At 42.9% G+C, this 14,946-nt stretch carries 9 protein-coding genes; 2 read left to right on the forward strand and 7 right to left on the reverse strand.

Features of this window, described 5'->3' with window-relative positions; translation table 11 throughout:
* Positions 1-16 precede the first annotated feature (16 nt).
* The 7 genes from FX988_RS06025 to FX988_RS06055 form a co-directional block, all read right to left on the reverse strand.
* Positions 17-1,483 carry a sulfatase gene (locus FX988_RS06025; protein WP_254700731.1) on the reverse strand — a complete coding sequence of 489 codons (1,467 nt, stop codon included), beginning with the start codon at positions 1,481-1,483 and terminating at the stop codon, positions 17-19.
* Positions 1,484-1,583: 100 nt separating this feature from the next.
* Entirely contained in the window at positions 1,584-3,872 is a 2,289-nt protein-coding gene (locus tag FX988_RS06030) for a TonB-dependent receptor (protein WP_160178790.1), read from the reverse strand.
* A 159-nt stretch (positions 3,873-4,031) separates the two neighbouring features.
* Positions 4,032-5,510: a bifunctional metallophosphatase/5'-nucleotidase gene (locus FX988_RS06035; protein ID WP_254700732.1), complete on the reverse strand. Its 1,479-nt coding sequence runs from the start codon at positions 5,508-5,510 to the stop codon at positions 4,032-4,034.
* A 554-nt stretch (positions 5,511-6,064) separates the two neighbouring features.
* Positions 6,065-7,060, reverse strand: a complete 996-nt coding sequence (locus tag FX988_RS06040) for a LacI family DNA-binding transcriptional regulator (RefSeq protein WP_160178791.1) — start codon at positions 7,058-7,060, stop codon at positions 6,065-6,067.
* A gap of 313 nt (positions 7,061-7,373) precedes the next feature.
* On the reverse strand, positions 7,374-7,877 hold the full coding sequence (locus FX988_RS06045; protein WP_160178792.1) for a DUF2059 domain-containing protein: 504 nt from the start codon (positions 7,875-7,877) through the stop codon (positions 7,374-7,376).
* Between the two features lie 478 nt (positions 7,878-8,355).
* Positions 8,356-11,007 carry a TonB-dependent receptor plug domain-containing protein gene (locus FX988_RS06050; protein ID WP_160178793.1) on the reverse strand — a complete coding sequence of 884 codons (2,652 nt, stop codon included), beginning with the start codon at positions 11,005-11,007 and terminating at the stop codon, positions 8,356-8,358.
* Between the two features lie 982 nt (positions 11,008-11,989).
* Positions 11,990-12,976, reverse strand: a complete 987-nt coding sequence (locus FX988_RS06055; protein WP_160178794.1) for a DNA topoisomerase IB — start codon at positions 12,974-12,976, stop codon at positions 11,990-11,992.
* A 225-nt stretch (positions 12,977-13,201) separates the two neighbouring features.
* Between FX988_RS06055 and FX988_RS06060 the strand changes: the two genes are divergently transcribed.
* The gene (locus FX988_RS06060) at positions 13,202-13,723 is read left to right on the forward strand and encodes a TetR/AcrR family transcriptional regulator (RefSeq protein ID WP_254700733.1); all 522 of its coding nucleotides are present in this window, start codon (positions 13,202-13,204) and stop codon (positions 13,721-13,723) included.
* The gene (locus FX988_RS06065; protein ID WP_160178795.1) at positions 13,716-14,792 is read left to right on the forward strand and encodes an alcohol dehydrogenase family protein; all 1,077 of its coding nucleotides are present in this window, start codon (positions 13,716-13,718) and stop codon (positions 14,790-14,792) included. The genes FX988_RS06060 and FX988_RS06065 overlap by 8 nt, the downstream gene beginning before the upstream one ends.
* Positions 14,793-14,946: the final 154 nt, after the last annotated feature.

Raw genomic sequence — 14,946 nt, forward strand, 5'->3', positions numbered from 1 at the left:
ACGTCGGTGTTATTTTCTATTTTAAGTCTCTTTCAGCCCCTGCATTTGGATATGGCTGGTCCCATATTTTTCGACCGCTAAAGGTGGGGGTTTCATATTGACTAAAAAAAGCTTCTAGCTCAGATACTAGTAATTCTCTTAATGTCTCTCGAGGAGGTGGAACATCATACCTCTCAGCGAGAGGGTTTGATAAGTCATACCAATAATCTATAGGGGTAGCCGCTTCAGAACGCTGATAATAACGCACCAGTTTCCAATGGCCATCAGTAATCATGCGCGCATTCCCCCTCTCAGCTATATGATAGCGTTTCCAGTTAACTAGCCTTTTTCCCTCAAGTAGAGTTGAAAAAGAATGCCCTGGGCCATACTCAGCGCTTTTCTCACCACCACTGGCGAAATCGATAACAGTGGCGTGCAAGTCTATTAAGCTAACGAATTCATCGCGAGTTTGTTTACCTCGAAGCCTATCTCCACCACCATAAACTATCATGGGTATTTTCAAGTTATGCTCGTAGAAATTACTTGGATTGGTCGCATTGGTTTTCCCATACAAGCCATACTGACCCATCAGTAATCCATGATCCGCCGTGTAAATAACCAGTGTGTTATCCAGTATTCCTTTACTTTGTAATGCATCGACAATACGTCCAACCTGCTCATCTAAAAGTTGGACCGCGGCTAAATATTGGGCAAGCTTCTCCTGATGATCCATTGGCACTAATGTGTAATTACTGCGACTTTGAATATCAGAAAAGCCACCAGCCCGAATAATGTTAGCGGCTTTATCACGATATCGATTCACGAGTCTTTCTGGTAGCCCCTCAAAGGGAGCGTGAGGCTCAACAAAGTTAAGATTAATGAAAAAAGGTTCATCACTTGGTGTATCCATAAACTCAATCGCTTTTTGAGTTAGATACCAAGCTTGCACACCGGTATAACTGACGTTTGTTCCGTTTTCAGAAAATAGCACGTTGCCGCTATGCTGATATTGATTTTGCCAACCTGCTTTGAGAGCGTCGTAACTTAACCACTGATCAAATCCTGGTTGAGGGGGTTTACTGTCTGTAGTTGCATGCCATTTTCCTAATAGTGCAGTGCGATAGCCCTGCGACTTCAGACGTTCGGAAAGTAGCATCTCCCCAGCTAACCAATTAGCGTCGTACTTTCTATCTTCGCCTAAAAAATCATGAACTCCATGTTGTGAAGGCATTTTCCCTGTATGAAAACTAGCTCTAGCAGGAGAACAAACCGGAATAGGTGTCATCGCATTAGAAAAGACCACGCCTTGTTGCGCAATATAATCTAAGTTTGGAGTCTTCACTATGCCCTCCCCTCCAGCTGCAGATCCTAGTGCCCACTGCCCCTGATCATCTGCCATAATAACGATGATATTTGGCTTTTGTGTTGCCTGAGCATTTTTGCTGTTCGCCTGACTAACTGCGACTAAAAATAACATACTGAAAGTAAGAAATTGTTTTATCAAAGCAAACTCCTCGATGAATGGATCATATGAAATTAACGATTATTTAATTAGAGGAACAACCCAGAAAGCGCTTTCTAGGTTGTGTTACGACACATAAATCCTAAAAATAATTATAGGTGACAGAGACTCCATAGGTGGCGGGATCCGCTGGACTCTCCTTGGTGTTTTCGATAAATAGACCCAACTTATTGTTATATTCTGTATCCGAAATATTCTTGCCCCAAAGAGTAAATTTCCAGTCTTCGTCTGGCGTGGTATACGAAATATTGGCGTTATACACGTTATAAGCTCCTTGGGTTTCGAAGCTCGCTGGCGTAGCTCTATTGAAGTGCTGGCTAGCAGTAAAGCTATACGATGTATAGAAGGTTACCGTGCCGTTGTTCTCCAACGTGTGGGTATACGTAGAGCCTAGATTAAATTTATGCTTGGGCGCGTTAGGTAATACTTGGCCGCTGCGGTCATCATTCGCATTGATAACAAATTTGTCAAAGGTTGAGCGTAAAAAGCCGTAGCCAAAATTCAATTCCCAATCGTCATTTAGCAAAGCAACCCCATCTAACTCAAAACCTTTTGAGGTAGCACTCGCAGCATTGACGACTGCTAATCCTCCCTCAGGGATAAGTATCAAACGTTGCATATCAGTAAAGTCACTGTTGAACGCGGCAACATTCAAGCGCAAGCGATTATCTAGCCATTCTGATTTGACGCCTAGCTCATAGTTTATCGCCGTCTCTTCATTAAATGGTCTTTCTGCTTTACCGATGCCTTCATCCGTCAAGCCATTGTTATCCACCTTGCCGTCAAACCCTCCAGACTTAAAGCCTTTTGACACGTTGAAATAAGTTAGTAGATCCTCTGCAGGTGTCCACTCAACTACAAAACGCGGAGTGAAACCGCTAAATGTCTTATTAGCATTTGCCGTATAAGGTGCGCCTAACGGCCAACTTGGTGCAATATTAGGTAATTCAGTGCCACCAACAATATATTGTTCAAACTGTGTTTCATTATTGGTGGCATCAATAGCATTTTCTTTCTCTTCTTGGGTATATCGCGCGCCAAAACGAAGTTTTACGCTATCGGTTAAGTCGTAACTACCATCCCAAAAAAACGCCAACCCTGTGGTGTCATTTGTATTATCCCAACACGGTCGTCCTTTACCTGCTTCGCCACCATTAACAAACCCCGGCTGGCTACCATCGGTGTAAACTTCTTCGCATTCAATCCGGTTAATTTCTTCTTTAATAAAAAAGACACCGGTTACCCACGCCAGATCCGAATCTGTATTGGAGGTAAATCGAAACTCTTGCGTAATCTGAGTAGAATCTTCGCTATTATCAAATATATCGGCAAGACTAGGTATTTTTTGAGTAGCCGTTCTGTTGCCGTTATCGATACCGAATTGTTCGGTAGTAAAGGACTCTACGGTTGCCAATGAATTTTTACGTATAGCGCTAATAGATGTTAATAGTCCACTGCTGATTTCTGTTTCAGCTTTTAAAGAAAAACCGTAAATTTTTGAGTCTACGCTTTGCGGGATACCGTGTGATGAAGTAAAACGATCAGAATCTGTTGGCGCAACACTGCCAAAGCCTCGCTCACTGATAATTTGCCCATTATTTTTATCTCGAGCATAATCAGCCGTAAACAATGTCGTGAAATCCCCATTATCAAAAAGCAATTGCCCTCTGACACTTTTAGAATCTCTGTCCGCAAGTTCTTGTCCGGAAACAGTATCGTATCCCAAACCATCTCGCTGATTTGAAGATACTGTCAATTTCCCGGCTAATTCATCTGTTAAGCCACCATTAATATAAGCCTGGATTGTTCGCAGGCCTTCGCTACCGACCCCTGCTTTAACTTTCATTTCCAGGTCTTCAGTGGGCTTTTTAGTATTGATGCTTACTGCACCACCAACGACGTTTTTACCAAACAAGGTGCCTTGAGGACCTCGAAGTACCGAAATTGAATCCAAATCGAATAGCTCGAATGTAGAAGCACTTGACCGTGATATGTAAACGTCGTCAACAAATGTAATGACTGCATTATCTAAACCGGCACGCACAACACCCGAAGTACCAATACCCCGGATTGTAAATTCTGGTCGTCCACTGCCCGTGGTAGAAAAACTGAAATTAGGCGTAACTGAAGCAATATCACTTATGTCCGATAACTGGTTCTTTTCAATTGAAGCGGCTGACAACACCGTCATGGACATAGGGACTTCTTGCAAGTTCTCTACGCGCTTTTGTGCCGTGATATTGATGACTTCAATACCTTTAACCTCAGGGTTTTCTTCCGCTGCGATAGACTGTATTGATACCCCAACAATAGACGTTAAGAGCACCGCTTTAACGGATTGTGCCAACAGTGATGTTTTAGTGTGTATCATGATTTACCCCGTACGGTTTAGTTCCCAAACTGATTTATTCGATGCTTTAAACTATTATTTTTTATTTTGTTTTTGACAGCCTTACTCTCAATAAATCTTTGTCTATGATGAGTAAAGCCGAATTAGCCAATATTAGCTGTATAGATTTCAGACGGTTGTTTAATCTTTCTTGATAAGATGTTCACTTACGTCTACCTGATGCCCGATCTCAGGTATTTTCACGCTCCTCCTACTCCTAAATGCATTAATTAAAATATCTGTAACTGATTTCCCCGTATCAAATACAGTCCCATTTTTCATTACCTCGTAACCGTCGCCACCTGTAGCAACAAAAGAGTTCGTAGCAATGCGATAAATTCTGTCTTTATCTACTGGCTTACCACCGACGTTAATTGACATTAAGCGTTCACCTTCTTTACGTTTGCTATCGTATTGAGTATCTATGCCTGAGGCTTGTGCAAGCCCATAAGACAGTGAGTAACTGTATTCAAAAAGCGCTTTTAGATGACGTCCTTCAATTTCCACTACCGCTAGCGTGTCGGTGAAAGGAAAAACATCCATGACTTGCGCCACGGTCACATCTCCTGCGTTTATATCTGCCCGAATGTTACCGGAGCCAATAATGGCGATATTTGCATTAGTCTCTTGCTTGAGCATATCGGTAATTAAATTACCAATATTGGATTCTCGATAGAAACGTCGATAAGCAAACTTGTCGGTATGGGCAACCACTTGCGATAGTTGTGGATAGGAATTTTCAGCAGCTATTAACATGTTACGAATTTTTGGGTTTGCAGGGTATTTGTCTGAATCAACGGGAATTAAGTACCCCTCGTTATACACGACAGTTTTAGCCGCTGTATCAACCGAAAACTTGGTGTAACCCAAATGCATACCTTGACCAAATGTTATGCCAATTACTATTCCGGTGTCAGGATGAACAACAGGTTTGAGGAGTCCATTATCAGAATGTCCCCCAAAAATCATATCTACATTTTTTAGCTTGCCAGCAAGTGCATAATCTTCATCAAAGCCACGTTGTACTTCAGCGTCAGCTTGTTTATCTGTTTGCATGGGCGCACTTTTATTTTGATGCGTAAGTACCACAACAACATCAACATCGTCATGAACATAATCAACCCACTGCTGAATGGCTGCAGCGGGATCTTTTACAATGAGCCCTTCACGATTTTTCTTCGCTATCGTGTTATAAAATGCGTCAATTCCCATCGCACCTATCACTGCGACTCGAATACCGTCTTTCTCTAAAATTGCGTAGGGTCTGGCAAAGGGGATATTTTTGTCTGCGTAAAATATGTTGGCACACAAGATAGGAAAGCGAGCACGAGGCATGTTGTCCCTGAAGGTTTTCCAACCATATTCAAATTCGTGGTTGCCTATGTTAACCGCGTCATATCCCATTTCACTGTATACATCGAAAACAAATTTACCACTTGATTGCTTAGCCAGAGAGCCCGTAAAAATATCCCCTGCATCTAACAAGAAGGTTGTATCGGCTTGACTTCTTTGTTCATTGATCAAGGTTGAAAGGTTCGGAATACCTCCTATACGCGTAATGCTTTCACTCCAAAACGCCTCTACGGGTGAATAGACACTTTCGATGTCGTTGGTGTGCAAAAAGACAACCTCTTTAGCGTTAGCCATTGCAATAAAAGACGCACTAAAAAGTGTTGTAAAAATAAAAAACAATATAGTTAAACGTTTAACTAAATTAACCAAAATAATTCACCTCGTTGGGTCAATGAGCAATATAAAGAATCAAAAAACGTTGGATATTAGCCAAGGAAAGATAGCTAACTTAAAAGCGAGACTATCCCAATAGTATGGACATGTCACTAGAGAATGGCATTTTTTGCGTAAAATTAGACCAGTTGTAACTTAGGGGAATTATTTAAAATACTAGGGTGTGTTGATCTTTTCTGTTCATTTTTCCGGCGGTCTGTTTGCTGTTTAGGCAAGACGAATATTTCTAGGTCTAGTAGGCTAAAGCAAAAGCATCCAACGCGCTATAAACAGCACACTGGCGCTGTCCGAAGGGATCGTCATGGAAGTATTTTACTCGTTGACACAGTCCTTTGACTTAGTCCGCTAGGCCCGCAGGACTGTTTCGCGATTAAAACGCTTCCATTTAGACCAAAATTCGTTCAGCAAAGATCAACACGCCCTAGAAATTAGCAGTATTTTACTGAATCTCTCACTTCAACTTGAATAGGTTTAACTATGGTTCGTGAAGGTTTATCTGGCGTTTTCGTGCGCTCAATTAAGCATTGAATAGCTTCTTCAGCAATACTTTGTCTTGGTTGCCCAACTGACGTCAGTGATGGCTGAATATACTCACACAAGTCACTATTGTCATATCCCACAAATGATACGTCCTGAGGTATTCGCACGCCTCGCTCAGTCAGTATTTTCATTAAATTTATGGCGCTGAAATCATTTGGCATCACAACAAGCGTTGCCTCGCAACGCATAATGGTAGCAATAATATTTTCAGGCGTGATGTTAGAAAAATCAGACTGGTATTGCCAAATGATCTCAGCCCGCCCCTTTATTGCGGCTTCTAATCCGGCCTGCCTCTTTTTAACGATATCACGTTCAAGTGGACCAGTAACAACACCAATTTTGCTGTGTCCTCGACTTAATCCTAACTTGCCTAACTCATACCCACCCTGATAATCATCCGCCACAATACAATCATATTTTTCTAATTCTCGACCGATGAACACAGTAGGAAAGTCACGAATTTTGGCTTCTATTTCCACCTCGTCCGTCAACGGAGCACACCAGATTATTCCCATCACGTCGTGTGATAACAGGTAATCGACGCACTCAAGCTCCCCTTCAGCTTTATCCTTGGTGCTCAATAAACAGATAGCCATTTTGTATTTACGGCATTCATCCATAAGCGATTCAACGAGGCTGGTGTAAAAGAGATTCGACACGTTTGGCAACACTACACCGATAAGCGGGAACTCTCCGGTTTTTAGCGACTTAGCGGCTCTATTTTGACGATAACCAAGGTGCTCAATGGCATCTAAAATTCGATTTCTTGCCTTTTCCCCCACATAGCCGCGCTCATTTAATACATTAGAAACAGAAGCAATCGACACACCAGCTGCTTGCGCAACCTCTTTTAACGTTGCCCGCTTCCTTGTTGTTACTGCCATTTACTACCTCGATCAACTATTGGCCAACCTAGAGAACACTCTCTTAGTATATTCGATGCTAAAATAGCAAAAATCTTCAGAAGATGTGCAAAAGTCACTGAGTACGAAGAAATATTGAGATGTTTTTAGAGGCCCCTTAGTCATATTAATAGCCAGTCGTTGCGACTTAAAAAGGGGTGAATAATTACGCTATGCGCCCGCATCGACTATTTAGACGAAACAAAATGCACTTTTAATCGTTCAACCGCCCTTTTATCAATATTAATTTGTTGGACGGTTGAATGACTATAGCGGAAAGCACTATGCGTTTTTTCTACTCGCCGTCTTGCTGCCTGGCTTGTTGAATTTCGCCCTGCATTTCTTGGGCAATAGCTTGTATTTCAGGCATTAAACTGCGCATGGCTTGTTGACCCGCCATCATTGAATCTTGCATCACGAGGGGCATTTTTTGCGTCATGCTTTTACCTACATCTGACTGGTAAAATTCAATTAAGCCGTCGATTTCATGCTGATTAAAATGCTTTAAGTACACATTAATCATGGGCTCTTTAAATTGCTCCCACGTCATTTTCTCTTTAAGCAATTGATCAATCTTGCCCATGTACTTTTCAAACGCGGGCTTTTCTGGTTCAGAGATGTTCATTTGACTGGCCATGTTATTAAACATAGCGCTCACCTGCCCTTGCATCGCATCCATGATTTTCGATACATCCGTTAACATCATTAGTTTTTCAACCGATTCACGGCTCGCTTTTGTCTCGGCCTGAGCGCCAAAAGTGATGCATAATAAGGTTAACAGTAAAATTCGTACTTTCATTTTTAATCCTTTAGGTTTGAGGGTAAATAACGACCCGCGTATTCAAAAATTAATTAATACTAAGCATTTCAATGAATAGCGACCCCTAGCATAAACTATTTTTACGTCTATTTGCTTACATCCACATAAAAGCGTGACGAACGTGAGAAAAAACAACCTAAAAGAAACCTTATGAACACATCATCTGCGCTAATTACACGTATCCTAAATTATGCTCACTTTTTAAGTTCTCTTTAATTCAAATCATAGAAGCAACACTCATGAGAACTTGGTATAGGCGAACCACAGCTTAGTGATAATACCTTTGGGACGCTACAAAACCGAGTGTTCGTCTGCGATGTCGTCGACACTCATTTAGCGCCAGAACTCGGAAATTCTCACTTGATTGCTGGTTAAATAACACAAAAAAATCCGGTAAATAATGTTTACCGGATTTTTGCTTGACGCGTCTTAAATGATTGATTGCCTGTTTGCTAGCTTAGAAGCGTGCAGTGATCTTGGCATGATAGTAACGACCCATTACGTCATACACTTCGGGTACCGTATTGGCATTATTCCACGAATAGATGTAAGGCGGCGTCTTATCAAACACATTGTCAATTCCCGCAGAGACTGACCACGTGTCATTGACAAAATATTGCCCAGCTAGATCGTGATAGGTCACAGAACTTACGTCTTGCACTAAGTCATAAGCTGCGTAGTAATCATCTGTCATACTGCCGATATAACGGATTTTGTAACTTGCTGTCCAGTCGTCTTGCCCTACTTTGATGCCTAGATTAGATTTCCATTTAGCGAATCCGCCATTAGTGCCGTCAATTTTACCTGTGTACTCCACTTCATCTTCCGTGTATTCAAGTAGGCGCGTCGCATCTAAGTTGACGCCCCAGTCGTACCCAATGGCTTCGAACACGTAGGTCATGTTCATATCAACGCCGCGGGTTTCAACCGTACCCACGTTAGTCAATGGGGATTCCATGTAATCAATATTACCCGTGATTTCATTTCGCGTGATGCTTAGCACATCGCAGTAGGACGTTTCGCCTGCGTAACATTGATCCAAATAGGTTTGGGTAGAAATACGCGAGATGGCATTACTCACTTCTATATTGAAGTAATCAACCGTTGCAGATAACCCTTCGATATAGTGCGGGTTGTACACCAAACCTAGCGTAAATGTATCCGCTTCCTCTGGGCTCAAATTGGCCACAGTCGTATAGGTATTTTCTATTTGACCATCGCTATACACAAAGTTGGCATTATTGATTTGCGCCGCGCAGGTTTGATACAAGGTGGAACTTGGGTCTCCAGTACCATAGCCAGAACATGGATCAGTCAAATAGTCGTAAGAGCCAACATCACCGCCGTATAGCTCATCTACCGTTGGGGCACGAAATGCAGTGGACGCCACTCCTCGCAGCATTAAATCATCATTCACATGCCAGCTTAGGCCCAACTTCCAAGTGGTGTCGGAATCAAACGTGCTGTAGTCGAACCAACGAATTGCTGCATCGACAGATAAACGTTTCACAAAGGGTAAATCGGTCAAAAGCGGAATGGCAAATTCAGCGTACACTTGCGTGGTGTCAAAGTCTCCTGATGTAGGATCTTGAGCTGAAGCACTGCCATCACCGGCGACGGTGACTGCATCAGGTTGATACCAGCCTTTTTCACGACGGTACTCAGCCCCTGCGGCAAAGCCAACAAAGCCTGCTGGAAGCTCAAATAAATCTCCGCTAACGTTCAGGTTTACAATATTAAATTCGTTACCGCCGCTGGCTTGATCCGTATAAGAAATATAGTCGATGGTGTCAGTTGATAATTCGCCTTCGTTAACGAACCAATCTTGGCAAGGAATGCTGACGTCATTGCAGATTGAAGCGTCCATGGTGTTGTAAAGCTTGGTTAAGTTTATATAGTTTGAAGAACGATCTGTGGCATCGTTACGGCCATATGAATAGGACAAATCCCAGTCATAACCTGAGCCTACATTCCATACCCCTTGCGCGCCCATCACCACGCGTAACGTATCGGTAACTTGATCGAATACGCGATCTCCCACTTCTGTCATACGTCGGCGCATAGAGGTAGCAGTACCAAATGGATTGCCAGTGGCATCAGCCGTTAATATTGCTTCAATCGGCGATGGGGCCATTTGCTGAGTAGACGTACGCTTGGTATACAATGACTCTAGGTAGATTTGCGTGTCGTCGTTTATTTCGTAGTTGGCATTGGCAAACAAGCCTACGCGCTTTTGCGGTGTATAAAGATAGGAACTATCAGCGTAGTTGTAAGCGTTATAGCCTTCGGTCCAGTTTTTGTCACTGTCTAGGGTCCCCCAACCATCCCCAGCATTGTAATTGCCCCCTGGAATGTAAGAACTGCCACTGACACATGTCCCCGAATCGTCAAAATCATTGTCTGGGCAGGCTGAGAACCCACGATCACCTTGCATCGCTTTACCACGATCAACATAGCTTAAACCTAAAACGAAATTACCTTTTTCGCTGCTGCCACCAGTAACCAAACTGATGTCAGCCGTGTTTGCATCTCCTTTATCCGAGCCAGCGTAGCCCATGGATAACTCGATCCCATCGAAATTGGTTTTAGTAATAATATTGACCACACCGGCAACGGCATCAGACCCATATACTGCCGATGCGCCGTCTTTTAGCACTTCAATACGCTCGATAGCCGCTAACGGAATAGTATTTAGATCAACAGAAGAATCAGCTCCGGTACCGGAGTTCACCATACGACGCCCATTGACTAACACCAGTGTACGACTGGTACCTAATCCACGTAAATTAATACGTGCGGCTCCTGCCCCCCCATTATTGGTTGCTGCACCAGTGGCCATGCCGCTTGAGGCAGTACTTTGCTGCAGCACTTGCTCAACTGAGGTAAAACCACCTAGGGTAATATCTTCGGCGCTGATAATGGATACGGGACTGGCTGATTCGAGATCCGTGCGCTTGATACGAGAACCCGTGATTTGGATTTTTTCTACTGACTTTGCCTGTACATCTGTTTCTTGCGCTGCCGCAAATCCACTTGGTACAAGCGTGGCGGAGCTGGTGATAAGTAATGAAAAGCGGATTGAACGCGCCAATAGGTTATTTTTAAACATTTTCAATTCCCTAAAGCACACTAACATTAAATAAATTTAATGAATGCACTTTATTATTATTTTATTGGTTATATCGTGTGTAAATTGATTTTTTTTGGGAAGCACCCAAGCGCGGAATTAAGCACCGAGTGTAAGAATGAATCAAATCAAAAAGAGAAAAATGGCCGCAATATTACAATAATTTACGCTTCACTTACTTAGGCATGACAGACATTGACATATATTTGCATAATTATTCAATAACACACAAAAAGTGAAACTAGGAGAGAATGAAAAAAACTGGTTCAGAACATGTCAAATCTAGCGTAAATTTCACTTGCCCCACCTCAAAAGTAGAATATCACACAGGAAAAGCCCTGACATTCATTACTCAAAACAACCCTTCACTTATTTAAAAACGAGAAAATGAGTAATATGATCATTTATTAGACACTATCATTTTGAAACAGGCTGACGCTAACAACTTGCAATTAAAATGGATAAAAATGCACTTTTTATGCACATTCTTTACGCACAATTTACACTATAACTATGCATTTTCGTGTGCAACTTCGTCATAATACCCATCGACAGCGTAGTGAACTGTTGTGTACCTCCCTGGTGCTAATAGCTGCTAGTTGATATCAACTAGCAGCCTTCTTTCCTCTATACTAATGCACACCCACCTACATTATAAAAAAAAATGAAAAACACAAACCCCATTCCCTTAATGAATAAGATATTAAATAACCCCAAGAACTTTAGGGCAACCATCTTAATTAACATGCTGAGAATACCCTGTTGACGTATATTCGAGGGGCATGAAGGAATGTACGAAATGATACTACTGGCTCGCTACTGGTCGATACGCAAGTCATTCGCTAAACAATCAATGAACGAATACCAATCCGCACTAAAGACTGCACTTTGCATAATGCGCTTTGTTTCAGCCCTTTTAAACTCTCGCTGAATGAGCACTTGTTAACGGGACAGTGAAATTAACTCAATTTGTGTCAATTAAGTATTCTAGTAGTTTCAATGTGGCCTTTTCATCTGGGCTAAAATACTTAGCTTTAGTGCGCTTAAGTTGTTTGCGAAAATAAGCCAAGGTTCTTCCACTTTCATAATGCAAAATCACATTGGGATGAATATAATTTGAACGGCACACCGCTGGTGTATTCCCCAGCTCACTCGCCACTTTTTTGACAGCGGCTAACACATTACTTTGACTGAGCTTTTCATTATCAGCAGGGCCAAATTCATCAAGTGCTATGGCCATCAGTACCGTGCCCGCCCAGGTTCTAAAGTCTTTGGCGCTAAAGTCTTCCCCCATCACTTCTGCAATGTATTGGTTGAGATCTTGCGCAGTTATTTTCTTGCGCTCTCCCTCTGGCAACGTAATGTCAAATAGCTCATAGCCGGTCATTTGCTCAAGTTGAGTCAATATTTTAGTGACGTGTTTGTCGTGGATTTCACGGTGCTGTTGTTGATGGCTTTTTCCAATGTAATCAAATTCCACTTGATTGTGCTTAATACTCATGTGCTTTACGCGAAGTGTCGTTAGGCCATAGGTTTGGTTGTCTTTTGTGTAGGTAGGGTTACCTGGGCGAAAAAAAGAATCATCCAGCATACGCGTCATGCAAGCCAGCACCACTCTTTCATTAATGGGTCGCTGAGTAATATGCTGCCCAGTGACGCGTCGCATGGTCGATAACGCTTTTGCAAAACGCAGAATACGTGCAAATTTTTGTTCGCTGGCCTGCTCGGTCCATTTGGGATTGTAAATATACTGTTTACGATTTTGCTTGTCGCGGCCAAAGGCCAATACCTTGGCGCTGCGATCAAGTTCAATATGTACCTCTTGCCACGCAGGTGGGATAGCCAAGCTTTGCACCCAACGCTTAATTCCCTTGTTTTTAACCGTTCTTCCAGAGGGGTACTGGTAGGTAAACTTATCACCGAATGGTTTTCGAAGAATATAGCGCTCCATTTTCTATCTCCTGTCTCTCCGTATTACGCAGTTATTTTAATAAATTACATACTGCATTTACCCAACGCTAGTTCACTTTCTTACATTTTTTTGAGAAATAAAAAGCATCAACGATAGGTACTTTTCGAGATGAAACGACTTAGCCTTGACAGGGTAGAGCGTTCACTCCACCCTGTAGGTAGAGTATTCGCTCTACCTTTAATTTCGCATCGGGAGCGTCAGACATTGAAAGCACAAATTGCCGCAAGTTTAGAGGCTGCCTTTAGCCAGTATGGTTTTGCTGAAGCCAGCGTGTCACAATTAAAAACTGCCTGTAACGTGAGCTTACGCACGCTATACAAACACTACCCTTCAAAAGAGTTGATGATAGTCGCGGCCTTGACCCACAGACATCAGCGCTATTTAACTTTTTTAGCAGATTCCAGCATTAACTATGGCAAAGAGGCGATCCTAGCGGTTTTCGAAAGGCTCAATCACTGGATGGCAGAGTTTGCCCCCCATGGGTGTATGTCGTTACAAGCGTTAGCGGCATTCCCTGACAACCTCGAAATAAAAGCTGCGGTTTCACAACACAAAAACGATGTACGTTTACTGTTAGCTCAACGAGCTCAACGACCTAACTTAGCCACAGCGTTACTGTTACTTCACGAGGGAGTATCCAATGTGTGGCCTATATTGGGCTACGCGTCTATCGAATCCGCAAAATTGTCAATTCAACAAATGATGGAAAAAAACGAACATGCCTAACAATACCAACACTGGTAACACTGGGGCTATTCCCGAAAAAATGCATGCCGTGCAACTTACCGGTCACGGTGGCCCTGATGTGCTTCAGTATAAGGAAGGCATCCCGGTCCCCTCCCCTAAAGCTTATGAAGTACTTATACGAGTCAAAGCCGCGGGGGTAAACAACACCGATATCAACACACGTACCGCTTGGTACTCAAAAAGTGATGCCGATGGTGCAGATGCCAGTTGGTCAGGCAACGCATTGACCTTTCCGCGTATACAAGGGGCCGATGTGTGCGGCGAAATCGTGGCAGTAGGAAGTGAAGTGAACAATAGCCGTGTTGGCGAACGGGTATTAATAGAGCCCTGCATTCGCCAAGTGAACGGAAAAACATTAGATACGCCTTGGTATTTTGGTTCTGAATGCGACGGCGGCTTTGCGCAATATACGGTGGTTGATGCTCGCCATGCTTTTGCTATTCAAAGTGAATTGAGCGATCTTGAGTTAGCCACCTTCCCGTGTTCGTATTCGACCGCTGAAAACATGCTGACTCGCACTCAATTAGCCCCTAATGAGCGAGTGTTGATCACGGGGGCATCAGGCGGCGTTGGCTCAGCAGCCATCCAATTGGCAAAAGCACGTGGGGCATATGTTATTGCGATCACCAGCCCTGCCAAAAACGAGCAACTGTTGGCCCTAGGTGCCGATGAAGTTATTAGCCGCGATGCTGACTTACTTGCAACGCTCAAAGGGAATAGCATAGATGTAGTCATTGATTTAGTGGCAGGTCCCCCATGGCCTAATCTACTCGATGTGCTTAAATGTCACGGTCGATACGCGGTGGCCGGTGCCATTGGCGGCCCCATCGTCGAGTTAGATGTGAGAACTTTGTACTTAAAAGATCTCAGTTTTTTCGGCTGCACAGTATTAGAGTCTGGTGTTTTTCAAAATTTAGTGGACTGCATCGAGCAGTGTAAGATTTCACCTATTGTTGCCCAAACTTTTCCGTTAAAAGATATAGCGCAGGCCCAAAAAGTCTTCACAGAGAAGCATCATGTAGGCAAGATAGTGCTGAGTATTGATTAAATCGTATGATTGAATAGACGTAAATATACAGAGTGTCTATTTAATCTTACCACGTTAACTAATTTTCACCGTCTTATCATTTACGAAACGAAGTACGGGCATCCTGTGACAAAGAGCGCTCAGTTATCCGCAGAATCTATAAAATGAAGTTTTG

Source organism: Paraglaciecola mesophila (genome assembly GCF_009906955.1).
In the GTDB taxonomy this organism is placed as follows: Bacteria; Pseudomonadota; Gammaproteobacteria; order Enterobacterales; family Alteromonadaceae; genus Paraglaciecola; species Paraglaciecola mesophila_A.

Coding starts and splice junctions, on each gene's coding strand:
- FX988_RS06030 (WP_160178790.1), bottom strand. CDS start 3,872: ATGATACACACTAAAACATCACTGTTGGCACAATCCGTTAAAGCGGTG.
- FX988_RS06040 (WP_160178791.1), bottom strand. CDS start 7,060: ATGGCAGTAACAACAAGGAAGCGGGCAACGTTAAAAGAGGTTGCGCAA.
- FX988_RS06045 (WP_160178792.1), bottom strand. CDS start 7,877: ATGAAAGTACGAATTTTACTGTTAACCTTATTATGCATCACTTTTGGC.
- FX988_RS06050 (WP_160178793.1), bottom strand. CDS start 11,007: ATGTTTAAAAATAACCTATTGGCGCGTTCAATCCGCTTTTCATTACTT.
- FX988_RS06055 (WP_160178794.1), bottom strand. CDS start 12,976: ATGGAGCGCTATATTCTTCGAAAACCATTCGGTGATAAGTTTACCTAC.
- FX988_RS06065 (WP_160178795.1), top strand. CDS start 13,716: ATGCCTAACAATACCAACACTGGTAACACTGGGGCTATTCCCGAAAAA.